The sequence below is a fragment of the Fusibacillus kribbianus genome (assembly GCF_030053595.1).
Taxonomy (GTDB): domain Bacteria; phylum Bacillota; class Clostridia; order Lachnospirales; family Lachnospiraceae; genus Lientehia; species Lientehia kribbiana.
In genome coordinates this window covers 31207-48768 of the sequence record NZ_JASGBQ010000015.1, presented here as the reverse complement: position 1 = coordinate 48768, position 17562 = coordinate 31207, and the positions used below count along the sequence as shown (strand labels likewise).

Sequence of the window (17562 nt, the reverse complement as noted above, 5' to 3'; positions counted from 1 at the left end):
GGAAAATCTTCCCAATAATAATATGGAAAAATCAGAATACAATAAAAAGAAAAAAGGAGGAAATAACAATGAACTCAAAACCATTGGATTATACGGCCCTTGCCATCGCGATCATCGGCGCGGTGAACTGGGGACTGATCGGATTTTTCCGCTTTGATCTGGTTGCGTTTCTGTTCGGCGACATGACACTGCTTTCCCGCATTGTCTATGGAATCGTCGGCATCTGCGGCCTCTACCTCATCAGTATGTTTGGACGCGTCGGGAACAGTCATGAATGAAATGCCGCAGAACAAAGCCTGAATAAAAAAGTACGGGACGTGGGGTACACGTCCCGGACCTATTTATCAATATTATGTAAGTTACTACAGGGAAACAATCACCTTAGACTGTGCGTGCTCCGGAAGATCCTGAGCGTCCATGGAAATGCTCAGAATGATGGTAACTCCATATTGCTGTCCAAGCTGTTCCAACTCAATAAGCGCAGCGGAGATATCCTGCTCCTCCAGATGCGCAAGCTTCAAAAAACTGTCTAAAAACAGGTATTCCAGGTCATAATCCTGTGAGATGATTCCACATAAAAATCCAATAAAAGCATTATAAGAACGAATCGGATAATCATAGACATTGATGAGACGAACCTTATTGTCAAGCTCGTGCATATTTTTTGTGTTTTTGTCAAGATATACGAGGGACCCCTTACATTCTTTTACTGCCACATTTGCTTTTTCAAGCAGAAATTTCGTTTTTCCCTTACCCATCTTTCCTGCTATGATCTGCACCATAATGCACTCCTCCTTTAGTCACTGGTTATAATTCGGATTTCTGTAAAAACCCTGTTTTAATTATAGTATAAATTCCCGGAAAGTACAATCCTTATTTCGGAATTTTTGAAAGTAGTGTCGTCATATTTTCATACAGAGAAGGACGGCTCTCTGATTTTAAAACAACCGAAACATACAGATCCCCCGTTTCATCTGTGGAAAGGAGAGACAGGCAGTATCCCGCCTCCGGCGTTGTACCGGTTTTTCCTCCAAGGGGCGTCACACCGTTCGGCGCTTTGTATTCTCCGGTGAAATAACGGATCCCGCGGGACCACTCATTGGTGACCGGACCGTTTGCTCCTGTATACCGGGCCGTATAGGAGGGCGCTTCGATAATATCCAGAAATTCCTGATAATTCAGAAGCTCATTGTAGATCAGATAAATATCGTAGGCTGTCGTATAATGGGACGGGTCCGTAAGGCCGTGGGCATTTACGAAATGACTTCCGGTGGCACCGATCCTGCCGGCCTCTTCATTCATAAGCTCCACAAATGCCTCTTCACTGCCGGCCACACAGTAGGCGATGACATTGGCGGCATCGTTTCCGGAAGGCAGCATCAGACCATATAAAAGATCACGGAGGGTTAAAGTGTCTCCTGCTTTGATATAAGCCAGGGAAGACCCGGGATCCAGATCGGAAAGCATGGATCCTTCCACTGTAATCTGCGAGGACAGATCACCATATTTTAAAGCCACCAACAGAGTCATGCACTTGGTGATACTGGCCGGATACAGGCGCTCATAGGCATTGTGGCTGTAAAGCACCTCTCCTGTTGTCTGATCAAAGATGACAGCCGCTTCTGCGGTAATTCCGGGATCCGGTTCCGATTCAAACGCCACACAAAGCTTTTCACCAAAGAGGGACATTTCATCCCAGAAGGCGGAAGGCTCCGATTCAAAGGTTTTCAGTTCGGTCTGCCCCTCGTAAGCAGCAAGCATCGGAATACCGCTGCTGTCTGTCGGGGAATCAGGCACCACAAAATGAACAATTATGGCAATACAAATAGAAACAGCCAAAAGCGCTGCAGAAAACTGAAGAAATTTTCTGGTGCGCTTCACCTGCTTTGCAGTTGTTTTCCTGGGCATGATAAAAAACTTACACTCCTGTTTTACTTAAACGCTTCTCTCCACTCCATATCTCCCCGTTCCAGAGCCTTGATCAAAAGCTCTGCCGTTGCCAGATTGGTGGCCAGAGGAATGTTATGGGTGTCGCACAGGCGGATCACTTTAAAAACATCCGGCTCATGAGACTTTGGATGGAGAGGATCTCTTAAAAAGATCACCAGATCGATCTGATTGTTTTCGATCTGTGCGGCCAGCTGCTGCTCACCGCCGAGATGTCCCGCCAGAAATTTGTGCACATTCAGATTGGTGACTTCTTCAATCAGGCGGCCGGTTGTACCGGTCGCGAACAGCTCATGCCGGCATAAAATTCCACGGTAGGCAATACAGAAATTCTGCATCAGTTTTTTCTTTGCATCATGTGCAATAAGCCCGACATTCATGTTTAGAACCCTCCTCTGTTATTTTCATAATTTCTTTGAAGACCCACATTAAGAACCAGACCGATTCCGATAAAGCAGCTTAAAAGCGAACTCAAACCGGCACTGATAAAAGGAAGCGGCAGGCCTGTATTGGGCAGAAGCCCAGTGGCCACGCCCACATTTACAAAGGACTGGAAAGCCAGCAGCGCAGCCATACCACTGCAGATCAGTCTACCGGCCATATCCTTTGCCCTTGCAGCCATATAAATACATTCTGCCACAAGAATGAGCAAAAGTGCAAGGATAATTACGCTTCCGACAAATCCTACTTCCTCGCCGATGACGGCAAAAATGAAATCGCAGTCTTCCTCTGAAAGAAACTTTCCGTTTTTTACAGAAGCCAGAGTCGTATTGGCCAGTCCCTTCCCCCGAAGCTGGCCGGAACCGATGGCCATGATGGAATTCCTTTGCTGCTGGGTATTATCCGCCGGATATTTGGCTGGATTGATCCAGGACATGATCCGGTTGACCTGATAAGGCTCCAGAAGCTTTTGTCCCTCCTGCTGGATATAATAAACAAACCAGACGCTGAAGGGCACCATGACTGCAAAAGCGCCGCCGATCCATTTGTAACTGATCTTTGCCACATAGAGCATGACCAGGAAGATCACCACAACCACCAGCGTAGTGGACAGATTTGGCTGGTCCAGAATCAGATAGGCTGGAACGGCAAAAAGCACAGCAGAGCTGACTACGATCCGAAGGGAACTGATTTTTTCCCGATGCTTGTAAAAATACATGGAAAAGAAACAGATCATTATAATCTTGGAAAACTCAGAGGGCTGGATCTGTCCGATGACAGGAAGCATCAGCCATCTCTGTGCTCCGCCGCCGCTCTCTCCCATAAACTTCGTGGCCAGCAGCATGGCAATATTCACCGCATAAATGGGCCAGTAAAGCTTCAGGATCCAGTGATAGTCAATGACTGACACCAGAAGCATACAGAAAATACCAACAGCCACACCAAATATCTGTTTGTTGTACGTATCCGCTCCGGTCCCGATGGTCGCACTCTTCACAAAAAGGATTCCGATCACCGCTAAAATCAGGACGTAAAGGATGATTCTCATGTTATAGTATCGGAAACGGTATTCTTTGAATTTAAACATTTTTTATCCTTTATTTGTTAGGATTCCCATTTTTTATATCTTTAATTGGAATATTTGCGAAAAGCGCCGGAACGACTTCTTTTCCATCCTCCGACTGGGTCTGAGTAATCTGGATATCAAGCGCTTCCGTATCCACATCCATATATTTGGAAATCACTTTTATAATGTCATTTTTAATAGCTTCCATGATCTCAGGAGAACAGTTGGCCCTGTCAGAAACAAGAAGGAGCTTTAAACGGTCCTTTGCCACATTCCCTGACTTGTTCTTTGCAAAAAAGTCAAAAAATCCCATGACACGTCCCCCTATTTCTTTTTGAATACTCCGGCCAGTCTGGAAAAGAAGCCGTTTTTTACATTCAGATCCAACATGGGAACTTCTTCTCCGGTGATACGCCGTGCAATATTCATATAGGCCTGTCCTGACAGACAGTCGGAACCGGTAAGGGGCTCTCCCTGGTTGGTGGAGATCACGATATGCTCATCATCGGGAACCGCGCCGATCAGATGAACAGCAAGAATATCAATGACATCCTCTATGGACATCATATCTCCTCTCTTCACCATATCCATGCGGATCCGGTTCACAATGAGGTCGATGTGGTGGATGTCATTGGCCTCCAGAAGGCCGATGATCCGGTCTGCATCCCGAATGGCGGAGACCTCCGGGGTAGTGACTACAACAGCCCGGTCTGCGCCTGCAATGGCATTTTTAAATCCCTGTTCGATCCCGGCCGGACAGTCCAGAAGAATATAATCAAACTCTTCCTTCAGGGATTCAATCAGTTTTTTCATCTGCTCCGGAGAGACACTGGATTTATCTCGTGTCTGCGCCGAAGGCAGAAGCTGTAAATTGGGATAACGCTTGTCCTTGATGAGTGCCTGGGAAAGCCGGCAGCTTCCCTCAATGACATCCACCAGATTGTATACGATCCTGTTTTCCAGTCCCATGACCACATCCAGATTTCTGAGACCGATATCCGTATCGATCAGGACCACCTTCTTATGAAGCATGGCAAGGCCGGTGCCAAGATTGGCAGAAGTGGTTGTCTTTCCGACCCCACCTTTGCCGGACGTAATTACGATTACTTCACTCATTTTTCTTTCCTCCACAATTCAAATTCCTGCTCTAGCGAAAGCTTACTTCGTCAATGACCTCTTTACAGAGAGGCTCGATCCGGAGCTTCCCGAAATCCAGGTAGGCGATCTGCGCTCCCTTTGGAAAGGTTTTCTTTGCGGCCATGCGTGCCGTCACCTCACCGATGCGGATTTGAATGGGTTCCATCTCCAGAGCCACGACGATGGCGTGCTTCTTTCCGCCCAGTCCGGCAATTGCCGTACCGCGCAGCGCGCCAAGCACAATAATGTTTCCTTTGGCAACGATTCTGGCCCCGGGATTCACATCGCCGAGCATGACAATGTTTCCTTCCGCTTCCAGAACCTGTCCGGAACGCAGTGTTCCTTTATAGAACTGACCGCTGCCGGCAGGCTGACCGTTTCCTTCCTCTTCCGCCTTTTCATCCAGCGCCCGCCGAAAAAAGGCTTCCCGTGCTTTGTCTGTGTCAATGACACAGGAGATATCTATCTCTGAATTTTCACAAATGGTATTTACAACTGCATTGGTTTCCTCCGGTGTAAGTGTCCGGCCCTCAAAGGTAATGGCCATTTTTGCTCCGCGGAAAAATTTCGCAGAGTCCCGCATCTTGGATGCAATGTCCGAAAGCAGCTTCTCCATGGGAAGTTCCGGATCCAAAAACACGGAAAGACCATATTTATTTCCCTTGATAATGACTGTCTGACGCATCTTACCACCTCTTGGTTTAATCGGATACATGCTTTGTCTCAGCATCGATGGCATGATTCTCGGAAAGAATCGTATCAAGGCTGATGTATCCGTAATAATAGCTGAGAATCTGCTCCGACAGAGCTCCTGAATAGCTGGAGCCGTATCCGTTGGGGATGGCCACAGAGAGAGCCATCTCCGGATTCGTGGCAGGCGCATAGGCAATGAAGGTTGCGTGGTTTGCACGTCCCTTGGTCTGCTCTGCTGTACCGGACTTGGCTGCGAAGGTGACCTCCTTAAGGACCTGAGAATCCTTAAAGTTGGAAGCAAAGGTTCCATTGGGACCAACCACTTCCTGCATTCCCTCATGTATAGTGTCCCAGGTGGACTGGCGAAGCTCAATATGGTTCTCGATCTGAGGCGTATATTCCCTTATGACCTCTCCATCGTTTTTCTGAACCTTTGAGATCAGACTGTACTGATACAGATTTCCGCTGCTGGCAAGGGCGGTCACATAACGGGAAAGATGAATGCCTGCATACGTATGAGTACCCTGGCCGATACAGGAGGGAATCGGGTTCTGATCCGTGATATGGGGAGAACTCTCCGCGATCTCAACACCGGATTTTTCGCCAAGGCCGAACATGGAGGCATACTGCCGGATGGTGGCAATACCCTGTTCGCCGTCGTATTCTCCGTTATCCTCAGAAATCAGCCAGCCAATCTCAGAAAAGTAATAGTTACAGGACTGTGCAATGGCTCCGACCACATTGAGATCTCCGTGGCCGCTGGTATCCCAACATCGCAGATGGAGGCCCTGTCGTTCAAAAACACCAGTATCGTAAATGAGGGTATCTTTGTTTACCACACCCTCCTCCAGGCCGATGACAGAGGTCAGCACTTTGAAGATGGAGCCGGGAGCCGTTTCAACCTGAGTGGCACGGTTTAAGAACGGCTGACTCAGATCATTATAGAGGCTTCTGTAATATTCCACATCTATGGAACCGGAAAACCGGTTGATGTCATAACCCGGATACGTGACCAGAGCCAGGAGTTCACCTGTATTGACATCGGTAATGACACAGGATGCCGAGCAGGGGTCCAGGGCCAGCTGGGCCGGCGTGAGCTCCAGATTGTATATCTTCTGCTTCAAAAACTCAAAAGCGTTTGTCTCATCTCCGGACTGCAGGCTGGCAATGGCTGCCTCATCATAGGGCAGAACCCCCTGCTCAAAGAGGCAGAGGCAAAGCTCTCTTCCGGTGATGGAATTGTCCTTGATCAGATATTTATAGATCAGCTTCTGGAACCCGGAATCGTTTGCCATGGAAGAAATCAGGGTATCAATCAGAGTCTGAAACGTATCGTCGGTGCTTGTGTACTTGGACTCTGACTGGATTTTCTGCAGATTGATCCAGTTCTCTTCCACCGCGTGATACAGAAAATCATGGAAGCTTATAGTTTCATTGACCCAACCCATATAAATATCATCATCGGTGCTGAAGGATCCCTCCACAAAGAATCCCTCATCCTTCATATAATCAAAAATGTAATCCTGATAATCCTGCATATCCCTGGCGCATTTATCGAATGACGGCGCCCCCTCAGAGGAAAGCTGCCCTGATATTTCAGGGAGAACCGTGGAAAGCCGGCTGCTGAAGCGGGAATAGATACTCTTTTCCAGCTCGCTGGCATCTTCGGATGCAAACCGGGACATAGACAGGATGTTGTTGTTGATAAACTGAAAATATGCATTTTTTACAGGAATCTGAACCTTGGATCCGTCCGCATCATCTGCCACTTCATAATTGGGGTCGCTGTTCAGCCTCTGGATCAGAATACCGGCCAGGTTCTGTTCGATCAGGGCATAGATTCCTACCTGCAGATCCCGGTCAATAGTCAGGTAAATATCATTTCCTGTTTCCGCCTCAACAACCTTTGTGGTTTCAAGAATACGTCCCTCACTGTCCAGATACATGGTCCTGCTTCCCTTTTCTCCGGAAAGCTCCAGCTCCATGGCAGACTCGATACCGGATTTTCCGACCACATCTCCAAGCTCGTAGGATTCATCCTGGCTCTGAAGCTCCTCCAGCTCCTCGGAATCTGCCTGGCCTGTATAGCCGAGAATATGAGAAAACGCATAGCTGTCGTTATAAACGCGAATGGTCTGCTCCTCCACATTGACATCCTTCAATTCATCGGAATGCTCCTTGATGTCAGCCACTGTTTCAAGCTTGATGTCTTTGGCCACTGTCACCGCATCGTAACGGCGGAAAGCAGTTAAAGTCATGGAATATCGGACATTCAAAACCTTAAGAGCCAGTGCGTCTTCGATCTCATAGGTGGTCTTGTCCTCATTGACTCCGATCCCGTACCGCTCCTTCAGCTTATCAAACAGTTCCCTTGCTGAAATGGAGGAGGGATATTTGCCGTCTTCATCATCCAGTTCTTCTACGCTCTTAAGACCGTAAACATCACGCAGAAACCGGAGCCGTTCCTCCTCGCTTCCGGTGGTATACTGGAAATTTCCGTTTCCATCAATGGCGATGGACAGGGAGGTGATCAGCGTCTCCCCGTGTTTTTCCAGAATCGGGATCAGCTTCAGCAGCATTTTATTTCTCTGATAGCCGTTTTTGTAATAACCGGAATCACCGACTGTAACCGCATAAGCCAGTTCATTATAGGCCAGAAGATTTCCGTTTCTGTCGTAAATGTCGCCTCTTGTTCCGGAGATGCTGACTGTTTTCAGGGTTTTTTGAACATAATTCTCCTGATAATCCTCGCCATTCACGATCTGAAGCTTGAACAGGCGGAATACAAGTGCCCCGAACATGGCGATAAACAGAATGCTCACCACAAACAGGCGGGACTTTAACACTTTTTTAATTCCGGTTATCAGGATTTCCCATAATTCATTAAACAAATTTCGTCGCGCTCCTTCGTTCTGTCATTTCCAGTTTGTAATTGATAAAGGATAAAATCTGATAAATCAGGCTGGTCAGGATCACCGTATAGATAACCTCCGGCAGGATAACATGAAGCAGATAATAAACAAAATCCAGCCGGTTCCTTATGAGAAACTGGAACACATAGAGGTACATGCCGTAGATCAAACTGCTGAATGTGGTAACGATCAGCGGAAATACGATATAATCGGAATACATCCACTGATGAAGGGCTCCCGTCATATAACCTAGAATGATCAGAATGATCATATGAAATCCGACGGAGCTCATGGATACAATATCCAAAAGCAGCCCACAGGCAAAGCCGATGGCCATTCCCTGATTTTTCCCCTTCATAAACCCGAAAGATACCGTAATGATCAGCAGAATGTTGGGAACCGTATCGATGAGCGGACTGTTCGCAAACAGCCCGAACTGAAGAAGATATCCCACAAATATAACAAGCGCCATTACTAAAAAACGTTTGATTTTCAAGACTGACTCTCCTCACCTGTTACCTTAAGCGTCTTGATGACCAGAACTGTCTGCAGATGATCAAAATCCACAGCCGGAATCAGATATCCGGACTTGGTCACGTTGTTGCTGTCCACCTGAATATCCGTTGCATATCCGATCAGGATATTGGGAAGATATTTATCACTGATGTTGGAGGTGACGATCTTATCGTCATCCCAGATATTGTCATTTTTATCGATATAGCTTAACCGGAGCTTCCCTTCCGCGTAAAGCTTCAGATCACCGGATACGATACAGGTATCACTGGAATTTAAGGACATGGCGCTGACATTGCTGTCGTCGTCAATGATGGAACGAACCCTGGCAAAGTTGCTTCCAACCTCGGTAACAATGCCCACAAGGCCGCCCTCGGCGATCACATTCATATTCTTTTCAATGCCGTCATCAGATCCTTTGTCAATGACGAAAGAATGATACCAGTTTCCGGCATCCTTCTGGATGACCCTCGCTCCTGTCATTTCATAATCGGTATACTGCCCCTTCAGTTCAAACAGCTCCCGCAGTTCCTGAAGCTCGATCTGACCCTGCTGATAATTTCCGATTTCTTCCCGAAGCTGCGCTACTTCCTCCTTCAGCCGTTTGTTTTCCTCTCTGGCTTCCTCCAGACTCTGATAATCATATGCCGTATCGGCAAAGCCTGTCCCAAGATGATTGATTCCCTTCTGCATGGGGACAAGCACTGAATTCACTGCATTTGTGACAGGGCTTAAAAAACCCGGCTTAAAATAACTGACAGCCATCAGTGCCACACAGAATAAAACCAGAAAAAACAGCACATATCTGGCCGGCAAAGAAGTCTTCTTTTTATTTTTCATCCTACCATATTCCTCGTTCTTTTAAGCTGATATAACAATGATCCCCGATAATGATATGATCGAGGAGACAGATGTCGAGAAGCTCTCCTGCTGCTGCGATCCGTTTCGTCACAAGAATGTCCTCCCTGCTCGGCTCCGGATCTCCGCTGGGATGATTGTGGAGCAGGATCACGCTGACTGCCCGGCACTTGAGGGCCTCCAGAAAAATCTCCCTGGGAGAGATCAGTGATCCGTTTACGGTTCCCACAAAGAGGACTTCTTCTTTCAAAAGCTGTCCTTTTGTATCCAGAAACACGGATCTTAATTCCTCTTTTTCCAGATGTCGCATATCCTCCATAAAATAGGAGGCCACCTCACCAGGCGTACCAAAGGTCCGGGCCTTTTCAAAACGATTCCTGCTCATACGCTTTGCCAGTTCTCCGATGCAGGAGAGCTGGAGAGCCTTCACAGAACCGATCCCCGGTATTCCTCTGAGCTCATCCGCAGTCAGATGGTAAAGCCCAAGAAGCCCGCCGTGTGGGACACTCATATCCAGTACTTTTCTGGCAGTCTCCAGAGCTCCCTGCCCTTTCGTACCGGTTCGCAGAATGACTGCCAGAAGCTCTGCGTCGGTCAGGCTCTCCGGGCCCTTCGCCCGGCATTTTTCATACGGTCGTTCGGAAGCAGGAAGCTCCCGGATTGTATTTCTGTTCATATGACCCTCCTCCTTCAAGAAGTCAGGTCTGAAATCGGCAGCCCTACAGCAGTCTGTAGATCAGAATCGCAATCACTATACCAATAATTCCGCCAATGGTAACCTTGATCGTAAGAGCAAAGGTAAGGGTCATGATCCCAAGATCCAGAACCAGCGGATTGGTAAGGCCGAAGGTCTGTCCGAAATTAAGCCACTGAAAAGCGGAAAGACCGCCAAGCAGGTGGCCGATAAACCCTCCGAGCACAATTCCTGACAGGATCAAGATCAGCAGAGACCATTTACTTTTTGCAGTTCTCATCGGTAATTCACTCCTGTTTTCTTAAAATCCTCTCCAAAGCAAAAATTTAACTGCATATCATTTTAACACAAATTTGATTCCCTGTACACCAAAAATAAAAATCTTAATGAATTCCTCAGAAAGTTATTAAATTCGCGTCGAGAAGCTTCTGTACGGAAAACAGAATTCCCGTCTTCGCATGGTACCAGGTCAGGCCGCCCTGAAAGAACACCGTATAAGGCGGTCTTAAGGGACCGTCGGCAGAAAGCTCGATGGAGGATCCCTGCACAAAGGCACCTGCTGCCATGATCACATCCGAATCATAGCCAGGCATGGCCCAGGGCTCAGGAGTCACGAAGGAATCCACCGGTGCTGCAGCCTGAATACCTCGGCAGAATGCCTTCAGAGCCTCCGGCGAATGAAGGTCGATGGCCTGAATGATGTCGTGACGGATCGTATCCGAAGACGGAAATACAGGAAAGCCAAGACGTTCGTAGAGAGCTGCTGCAAAGACGGCACCCTTGATTGCTCCTGCCGTAACCGTAGGAGCCAGAAAAAAGCCCTGATAGAGAGTCTGGGACAGCCCAAGGCTGGCTCCCACCTCTTTGCCCAGTCCCGGGGAGGTAAGACGATAGGCTGCCTGCTCCACATACTCCTCTTTTCCTACGATATAGCCGCCGCAGGGAGCCAGTCCGCCGCCCGGATTCTTGATGAGAGATCCTACACAAAGATCTGCTCCCACGTCCGTAGGCTCGATCTCCTCCGTAAATTCTCCGTAGCAGTTGTCCACCATGCAGATGATATCCGGCTTCTTTTCTTTTAAAAAGGCGATAAGCTCACCGATTCTATCCACCGAAAAAGTCGGCCTTGAGGCATATCCCTTGGACCGCTGGATGGTAGCCAGCTTCGTCCTGTCGTTTATGGAACGGGCGATGGCATCAAAATCGAAAGACCCGTCCTCCAAAAGGTCTGCCTGGGCATAAGTGATCCCGTATTCCTTCAGAGAGCCTTTGGAATCCCGGATTCCGATGACCTCCTCCAGGGTATCGTAGGGCTTTCCGGCCGGAGACAAAAGCTCATCTCCCGGACGCAGGTTTGCGGCCAGAGCCACGTTGAGTGCATGGGTTCCGCAGGTGATCTGAGGGCGGACAAGCGCCGATTCTGCGTGAAAAACATCGGCATAGATCTGCTCCAGCGTTTCCCTTCCCATGTCATTATAGCCATAGCCGGTGGAACCAGAAAAATGTGCTTCTGCCACCCGGTTTTTCTGCATGGCATGAAGCACTTTCAGCTGATTGTATTCTGCAGTTTTATCGATCGTCTCAAAACGTTCCCGGAGAGAAGCTTCCACTTCCAGCCCCAGCTCCAGGACCTTTTTGTCAATTCCGATGGTTTCATACATCTGATTCAGTGATTCCATGATTTTCTCCTTTTCATGATTGTGAGAGGATCGCAAAAGGATCCTGCGAAGCAAGCCCGCGCTTTACAAGAATCTCCGTAAGCTCTGCGAGGGCTTCCTCTACCGTTTTATGATCAAGGGAAAGCCAGTCTGTCTGTCTTTCTCTCTTAAACCAGGTAAGCTGCCGTTTGGCAAAATGTCGGGTATCCCGCTTCAGGATCCGGACAGCTTCCTCGTAACTGATCTCTCCGTCTAGATAGGCAAGGAGCTCCTTATAGCCCAGCCCCTGCATGGAAACCATGTTCCTGTTAAGCCCAAGGTCCCGAAGACGCTTCACCTCTTCCAGAAGTCCGTCATGAAGCATAGTATCCACCCGAAGATCAATTCTTCGGTACAGTTCTGCACGGTCTCTGTTTAAAACTACATAGGCAAACCGGTAAGGGGATTCCTTTTCCCGTTCGGCCTGGTTATGCTCGGAAATAGGTTTTCCTGTCTTTTCATAAAACTCCAGGGCACGGATCACCCGTTTTACATTATTTTCATGGATCTCTTCGGCCGCCCTGGGATCCCGCTCTGCGAGAAGTCCGTGAAGATAGGAAGCCCCCTTCGTTTTTGCCAGCTCCTCCAGCTGTTCTCTGTACTCATTGTCCGCATCGTTTTCTGTAAAGTCAATATCGTATAACAGGGCCTGAATATAGAATCCGGTACCGCCTGTGACAATGGGCAGATGTCCCCGGCTGTATATCCCGTCCATGGCAGCTTTGGCCATCTGCTGGAAACGAACCACATGAAAGGGTTCCTCCGGCGAAAGCACATCAATGAGATGATGAGGAATTCCATCCATCTCCTCTGCCGTGACCTTTGCGGATCCAATATCCATTCCCCGGTAGACCTGCATGGAGTCGGCACTTATGATCTCTCCGTGAAAGGCTTTTGCTGCCTTCACAGACAGAGCCGTCTTTCCCACCGCCGTGGGACCGGTCAGAATCAGTAACGGTTTTTTCATCTGCTATCCTTTCTCTGCTTTATACGATTCTCTTGAATTTTTTCTCCAGCTCCCGCCTGCTCATGGAAATGATCGTCGGTCTTCCATGGGGACAGGCATAGGGATTTTCCAGAGTGAGCAGCTCGTCGATGAGAGCCTCTGCCTCTTTTCCGGATAAGGTATCACCGCCTTTGACGGCTGCTTTGCAGCTCATGGAGGCCAGCTTTTCCAGAATGATCTCATCCGATTCTCTGGAAAGCTCTTCTGAAAGACTGTCGAGAAGCTCTGTGAGAAGCTCCTTCTGGGCGATGCCGTAAAGATTGGCCGGAACAGAATACACCGCATATTCTTTTCCGCCAAAGGGCTCGATCTCAAATCCCATGGCCTTAAACCGATCGTGAAAACGATTCAGGATCTCCTCCTCCCTCATATTTAAAGTCAGAAGAATGGGGGGATTGATCATCTGCCCGTAGATCTTCTTTTCTGCCAGTTCTTTTACAAGCCGTTCATAGAGGACCTTTTCGTGGGCGGCATGCTGGTCTATGATCAGAAATTCATCCCGGTACTGGATCAGCCAGTAGGTGTCAAAGAGCTGTCCGATGAAACGATATTCTGCTCTGGCTTTTCTGGAGAGAAGCTTCTCTTCAAAGAGCTCCAGCTGTTTTCCCGCCTCTTCGGCCGGAGCCTGTGTATCTGATAAAGCTCTTGCGTCTTCCGGAGCTTTCTTTTCCGACAGATCTTTCATGTCCGCCGGAACTGCCATGTTCGACGGAGCCGTCTTCTGTATTTTTTCCTCCTGCTTCTTTTCTGCCGGAGCGGACTTTTCTCCATAGGGAGCAGGTTTCTCCCGCACCACGTTTGTTTTGGCAAAATCCGGCGGTTCCACAGGAGGGATGGCTGCGGCCATACTCACCGCATTCCGTTTCACTTCAAAGGGTTCCGGCAGCCGCACGTCCTGTCTCTGCGGCTTTTCGTTCTTCTCCGGTGCATCCAGAGTCACCTTCCGGATCAGCTCCCGGCCGGATAAGGTCTCCCGGATGGCATTTGAGAGAAGCTCATAGATCTCCTCCTGATTGCGGAAGCGAAGCTCCATCTTGGAGGGATGGACGTTGACGTCCAGAAACTCCGGCTCGATCTCCAGATGTAGCACGACAAAGGGATATTTGTGCTGCATCATAAAGGAATGGTAACCGTCCTCGATGGCTTTATTGATCAGATTGCTTTTGATATAACGGCCATTGATAAAATAATTCTCATAGGTGCGGTTTCCTCTGGAAATGACCGGCTTTCCCAGGAAGCCATGAATCCGTACATGCTCTTTTTCCACCTCTATGGGAAGCAGGTTTCCCGCGATTTCCCGGCCGAATATCATATAGATCAGATCCTTCAGATTGTGATTGCCGGAGGTGTGGAGGCGGTTCTGATTATTCTGGATAAACCGAATGGAAATGTCCGGTCTGGAAAGAGCCATCCGTTCCATCAGGTTACCGATATAGGCGCCCTCTGTCTGAGGAGTCTTTAAAAACTTTTTCCTGGCAGGTGTATTGTAAAACAGATTCCGGACGAGGAACGTCGTACCCTCCGGTGCTCCGATCTCCTCCATGGAAAGCTCTTCGCCCCCATGGATCTGATACCTCGCCCCCGTCAGCTCCGCCGCCGTCTTTGTGATCAGCTCCACCTGGGAAACAGCCGCAATACTGGAAAGCGCCTCACCGCGAAAGCCCAGGGACGAAACCGTCAGAAGGTCCACTGCCGACTTGATCTTGCTGGTCGCATGACGGAGAAAAGCGGTTGGTATCTGTTTTTTTTCGATTCCGCATCCATTATCGGTCACACGGATCAGAGAGATCCCGCCGTCGCGGATCTCTACTGTCACTGCAGTAGCGCCTGCATCGATGGCATTTTCCAAAAGCTCCTTCACAACAGAAGAAGGACGATCGATCACCTCGCCTGCAGCGATCTGATTGATGGTTTCCTGATCTAAAACAGTAATGGTCGGCATAAACGCTCACCTTCTCTCTATTTCCACCGGTTTTTCAGGCTGTTCTGCATCCGGTACAGGGTATTTAAAGCATCAATGGGTGTCATGGCAGAAAGCTCCATGGATTCGATCTCTTTTACAATGTCGTCCTCCTTCACCGTGTCAAACAGACTCATCTGCTTAAGGTCCACCTCATCCAGACGGGGAACCGGCTTTTTCGCAGACCGCTCCGTTCCTGCGATCTCTCTGGAACGGACGGAAATATCCGCATCGGAAAGCTCATCCACAAGTTCCTTGGCCCGGGCCAGCACAGGCTCCGGCACACCGGCCAGCCTTGCAACCTGGATGCCGTAGCTTTTATCGGCACCGCCCTTAACGATCTTTCGCAGGAATACGATGTCGTCGCCCATTTCCTTGACTGCGATACAGTAATTGTTGACGCCCTTGATGGATCCCTCCAGCTCTGTCAGCTCGTGGTAATGGGTGGCAAACAGAGTTTTTGCTCCCAGTACCTTTGGATTGGAGATGTATTCAATGACGGCCCAGGCAATGGACATCCCGTCATAGGTGCTGGTTCCGCGCCCGATCTCGTCAAGGATCAGCAGGCTGTTTTTTGTGGCGTTTCGAAGAATATTGGCCACCTCCGTCATCTCCACCATAAAGGTGCTCTGGCCGCTGGCCAGATCATCGGATGCTCCTACCCGGGTAAAGATCCTGTCACAGATTCCGATATTGGCGGAGGATGCAGGCACAAAGCTTCCGATCTGCGCCATAAGGCAGATGAGAGCGGTCTGGCGCATATAGGTGGACTTACCGGCCATATTGGGGCCGGTGATGATGGAAAGCCGGTTGTTTGAACCGTCCAGATAGGTATCATTGGCGATGAACAGATCATCCCGAAGCATCTGTTCCACCACCGGATGACGGCCGTCCCGGATATCGATGACTCCCTTTTCATTGATCCTGGGACGCACGTAATTATTTCTTGTGGCTACTACAGAAAGAGAGGTGAGCACGTCGATCCACGCGATGCAGTGGGCTGTTTTCTGGATCCGCGACACCTGGCCGGCGATCTTTTCCCGGATCTCACAGAAAAGATCATATTCCAGAATGAACAGCTTATCCTCCGCACCCAGGATAATTTCCTCCAGCTTCTTTAATTCATCTGTGGTAAAGCGCTCCGAGCCTGTCAGAGTCTGCTTGCGGACATAATAATCCGGCACCATGGAAAGGAAGGAATTTGTCACCTCAAGATAATAGCCAAACACCTTGTTATACTTGATCCGCAGATTCTTGATCCCGGTTTTTTCTCTTTCCTTTGCCTCCAGCTCCATGAGCCAGGTTTTTCCCTCCGTTTTTGCCTTCCTGAGCCGGTCTGCCTCATCGTTATATCCTTCTTTTATCAGACCGCCCTCCCGGATCACAAGGGGCGGATCTTCCACGATTGCCCTGTCAATGAGCTCCGTAAGATCCACCAGAGGATCAAGATCCTCATAAAGTTCCCGGAACAGAGGGGAATGAAGCCCGGAAAGCAGCGTACGGATATGCGGCATCATCTCCAGGGAATTCTTAAAGGCAATCAGATCCCTCGCGTTGGCAGACTGATAGGAGATCCTTCCGATCAGCCGTTCCAGATCGTAAATGGGATTCAGATATTCAATAAGCTCTTCTCTGGTAATATACTCTCCGTTCAGTTCCTCAATGGCATCCTGCCTGCGCAGGATCTCACTGTGCTCAATGAGCGGCTGCTCTATAAAGCTCCGGAGCATTCTGGCTCCCATGGCAGTCCGCGTTTTATCAAGAACCCAGAGAAGGGAACCCCTCTTCTGCTTTTCCCTGAGCGTTTCGAGAAGCTCCAGATTCCTTCTGGTGGAAGTGTCTATGATCATATATTTTCCGGAGCGATAGGGAACGATCTTCGTAATGTGGCTCAGAGAATTCTTCTGAGTCTCAAGAAGGTAACAGAACGCTGCCCCGGCCGCTACAAGACCAATGGGATAATCCTTAAGCCCCAGTCCTTCCAGCCTGTCCACATGGAAATGACGTTTCAGTGTATCACTGCAGATATCTTCATCAAAATAATGATTGTCAAGAGAACTGATGATAAAACGGAGTTTTCCCTTCAGTTCCTCCAGATCTACTCCGGACATATAAAAAGCCTCGTTGCAGATGATCTCCGCGGGCGCGTATTTATAGATCTCGTCGAGCAGCGCCCGGATGGAAGAAAGCTCTGTCACCAGAAATTCTCCCGTCGTAATATCCGTTACCGCAATCCCGAAGGATTTTGCCAGATAGACGATACACATGAGATAATTGTTTTTCGTTTCATCAAGAGCCTGGCTGTCGAGAATGGTTCCCGGGGTCACGATTCTGGTCACCTCGCGCTTGACTAACCCCTTTGCCTGCCTCGGGTCCTCCATTTGCTCTGCAATGGCCACCTTGTAGCCTCTCTGCACCAGACGGCTCAAATAGACATCCACAGCGTGATAGGGGACCCCGCACATGGGAGCCCGTTCTTCAAGGCCGCAGTCCTTTCCTGTCAGCGTAAGCTCCAGCTCTTTTGAGGCTATTTTGGCATCCTCAAAGAACATTTCGTAAAAGTCACCGAGCCGGTAAAATAGAATACAGTCCGGATACTGCTTTTTCGTCTCCATATAGTGCTGCATCATTGGTGATA

The 17562-nt window shown here is 48.9% G+C and carries 17 protein-coding genes; 1 reads left to right on the top strand and 16 read right to left on the bottom strand.

All coding sequences use genetic code 11. From position 1 onward, the window contains the following. Positions 1-68: 68 nt before the first annotated feature. Positions 69-278 carry a DUF378 domain-containing protein gene (locus tag QJ036_RS08995; RefSeq protein WP_283231056.1) on the top strand — a complete coding sequence of 70 codons (210 nt, stop codon included), beginning with the start codon at positions 69-71 and terminating at the stop codon, positions 276-278. 84 nt (positions 279-362) lie between these two features. On the opposite strand, the gene QJ036_RS08990 is transcribed toward QJ036_RS08995, so the two are convergent. From QJ036_RS08990 to mutS, 16 genes are all read right to left on the bottom strand, one after another. Then, positions 363-782: a twitching motility protein PilT gene (locus QJ036_RS08990; protein WP_283231055.1), complete on the bottom strand. Its 420-nt coding sequence runs from the start codon at positions 780-782 to the stop codon at positions 363-365. 91 nt (positions 783-873) lie between these two features. Next, the gene (locus QJ036_RS08985) at positions 874-1908 is read right to left on the bottom strand and encodes a D-alanyl-D-alanine carboxypeptidase family protein (RefSeq protein ID WP_283231054.1); all 1035 of its coding nucleotides are present in this window, start codon (positions 1906-1908) and stop codon (positions 874-876) included. A 23-nt stretch (positions 1909-1931) separates the two neighbouring features. Beyond that, complete coding sequence (locus tag QJ036_RS08980; RefSeq protein ID WP_283231053.1) at positions 1932-2327, bottom strand: methylglyoxal synthase; 396 nt, start codon at positions 2325-2327, stop codon at positions 1932-1934. Positions 2328-2329: 2 nt separating this feature from the next. Further along, positions 2330-3475 (bottom strand): FtsW/RodA/SpoVE family cell cycle protein, encoded by a 1146-nt coding sequence (locus QJ036_RS08975; RefSeq protein WP_283231052.1) that lies wholly within the window; start codon positions 3473-3475, stop codon positions 2330-2332. Positions 3476-3485: 10 nt separating this feature from the next. After that, positions 3486-3767: a cell division topological specificity factor MinE gene (gene minE, locus QJ036_RS08970; protein ID WP_283231051.1), complete on the bottom strand. Its 282-nt coding sequence runs from the start codon at positions 3765-3767 to the stop codon at positions 3486-3488. Between the two features lie 11 nt (positions 3768-3778). After that, positions 3779-4570, bottom strand: a complete 792-nt coding sequence (gene minD, locus QJ036_RS08965) for a septum site-determining protein MinD (RefSeq protein ID WP_283231050.1) — start codon at positions 4568-4570, stop codon at positions 3779-3781. Positions 4571-4601: 31 nt separating this feature from the next. Further along, positions 4602-5276 (bottom strand): septum site-determining protein MinC, encoded by a 675-nt coding sequence (minC, locus tag QJ036_RS08960; protein WP_283231049.1) that lies wholly within the window; start codon positions 5274-5276, stop codon positions 4602-4604. A gap of 16 nt (positions 5277-5292) precedes the next feature. Further along, the gene (locus QJ036_RS08955; RefSeq protein ID WP_283231048.1) at positions 5293-8175 is read right to left on the bottom strand and encodes a penicillin-binding transpeptidase domain-containing protein; all 2883 of its coding nucleotides are present in this window, start codon (positions 8173-8175) and stop codon (positions 5293-5295) included. Further along, positions 8168-8692 carry a rod shape-determining protein MreD gene (gene mreD / locus QJ036_RS08950; protein ID WP_283231047.1) on the bottom strand — a complete coding sequence of 175 codons (525 nt, stop codon included), beginning with the start codon at positions 8690-8692 and terminating at the stop codon, positions 8168-8170. Before mreD ends, QJ036_RS08955 begins: the two co-directional genes overlap by 8 nt. Then, positions 8689-9549 (bottom strand): rod shape-determining protein MreC, encoded by an 861-nt coding sequence (mreC, locus tag QJ036_RS08945; RefSeq protein WP_283231046.1) that lies wholly within the window; start codon positions 9547-9549, stop codon positions 8689-8691. Before mreC ends, mreD begins: the two co-directional genes overlap by 4 nt. A 1-nt stretch (position 9550) precedes the next feature. Continuing rightward, positions 9551-10243 (bottom strand): RadC family protein, encoded by a 693-nt coding sequence (gene radC, locus QJ036_RS08940; RefSeq protein WP_283231045.1) that lies wholly within the window; start codon positions 10241-10243, stop codon positions 9551-9553. A gap of 43 nt (positions 10244-10286) precedes the next feature. Next, positions 10287-10541: a DUF4321 domain-containing protein gene (locus QJ036_RS08935; RefSeq protein WP_283231044.1), complete on the bottom strand. Its 255-nt coding sequence runs from the start codon at positions 10539-10541 to the stop codon at positions 10287-10289. 115 nt (positions 10542-10656) lie between these two features. Continuing rightward, complete coding sequence (locus QJ036_RS08930) at positions 10657-11940, bottom strand: methionine gamma-lyase family protein (RefSeq protein WP_283231043.1); 1284 nt, start codon at positions 11938-11940, stop codon at positions 10657-10659. A gap of 13 nt (positions 11941-11953) precedes the next feature. Beyond that, on the bottom strand, positions 11954-12925 hold the full coding sequence (miaA, locus tag QJ036_RS08925) for a tRNA (adenosine(37)-N6)-dimethylallyltransferase MiaA (protein WP_283231042.1): 972 nt from the start codon (positions 12923-12925) through the stop codon (positions 11954-11956). A 19-nt stretch (positions 12926-12944) separates the two neighbouring features. After that, positions 12945-14906 (bottom strand): DNA mismatch repair endonuclease MutL, encoded by a 1962-nt coding sequence (mutL, locus tag QJ036_RS08920; protein ID WP_283231041.1) that lies wholly within the window; start codon positions 14904-14906, stop codon positions 12945-12947. 17 nt (positions 14907-14923) lie between these two features. Next, positions 14924-17554 (bottom strand): DNA mismatch repair protein MutS, encoded by a 2631-nt coding sequence (gene mutS / locus QJ036_RS08915; RefSeq protein ID WP_283231077.1) that lies wholly within the window; start codon positions 17552-17554, stop codon positions 14924-14926. Positions 17555-17562: the final 8 nt, after the last annotated feature.

Bases quoted from the DNA above. Each gene is read 5' to 3' on its own strand.
- QJ036_RS08995 (WP_283231056.1), top strand. From the start codon at position 69: ATGAACTCAAAACCATTGGATTATACGGCCCTTGCCATCGCGATCATC.
- QJ036_RS08990 (WP_283231055.1), bottom strand. From the start codon at position 782: ATGGTGCAGATCATAGCAGGAAAGATGGGTAAGGGAAAAACGAAATTT.
- QJ036_RS08985 (WP_283231054.1), bottom strand. From the start codon at position 1,908: ATGCCCAGGAAAACAACTGCAAAGCAGGTGAAGCGCACCAGAAAATTT.
- QJ036_RS08980 (WP_283231053.1), bottom strand. From the start codon at position 2,327: ATGAATGTCGGGCTTATTGCACATGATGCAAAGAAAAAACTGATGCAG.
- QJ036_RS08975 (WP_283231052.1), bottom strand. From the start codon at position 3,475: ATGTTTAAATTCAAAGAATACCGTTTCCGATACTATAACATGAGAATC.
- minE (WP_283231051.1), bottom strand. From the start codon at position 3,767: ATGGGATTTTTTGACTTTTTTGCAAAGAACAAGTCAGGGAATGTGGCA.
- minD (WP_283231050.1), bottom strand. From the start codon at position 4,570: ATGAGTGAAGTAATCGTAATTACGTCCGGCAAAGGTGGGGTCGGAAAG.
- minC (WP_283231049.1), bottom strand. From the start codon at position 5,276: ATGCGTCAGACAGTCATTATCAAGGGAAATAAATATGGTCTTTCCGTG.
- mreC (WP_283231046.1), bottom strand. From the start codon at position 9,549: ATGAAAAATAAAAAGAAGACTTCTTTGCCGGCCAGATATGTGCTGTTT.
- radC (WP_283231045.1), bottom strand. From the start codon at position 10,243: ATGAACAGAAATACAATCCGGGAGCTTCCTGCTTCCGAACGACCGTAT.
- QJ036_RS08935 (WP_283231044.1), bottom strand. From the start codon at position 10,541: ATGAGAACTGCAAAAAGTAAATGGTCTCTGCTGATCTTGATCCTGTCA.
- QJ036_RS08930 (WP_283231043.1), bottom strand. From the start codon at position 11,940: ATGGAATCACTGAATCAGATGTATGAAACCATCGGAATTGACAAAAAG.
- miaA (WP_283231042.1), bottom strand. From the start codon at position 12,925: ATGAAAAAACCGTTACTGATTCTGACCGGTCCCACGGCGGTGGGAAAG.
- mutL (WP_283231041.1), bottom strand. From the start codon at position 14,906: ATGCCGACCATTACTGTTTTAGATCAGGAAACCATCAATCAGATCGCT.
- mutS (WP_283231077.1), bottom strand. From the start codon at position 17,554: ATGATGCAGCACTATATGGAGACGAAAAAGCAGTATCCGGACTGTATT.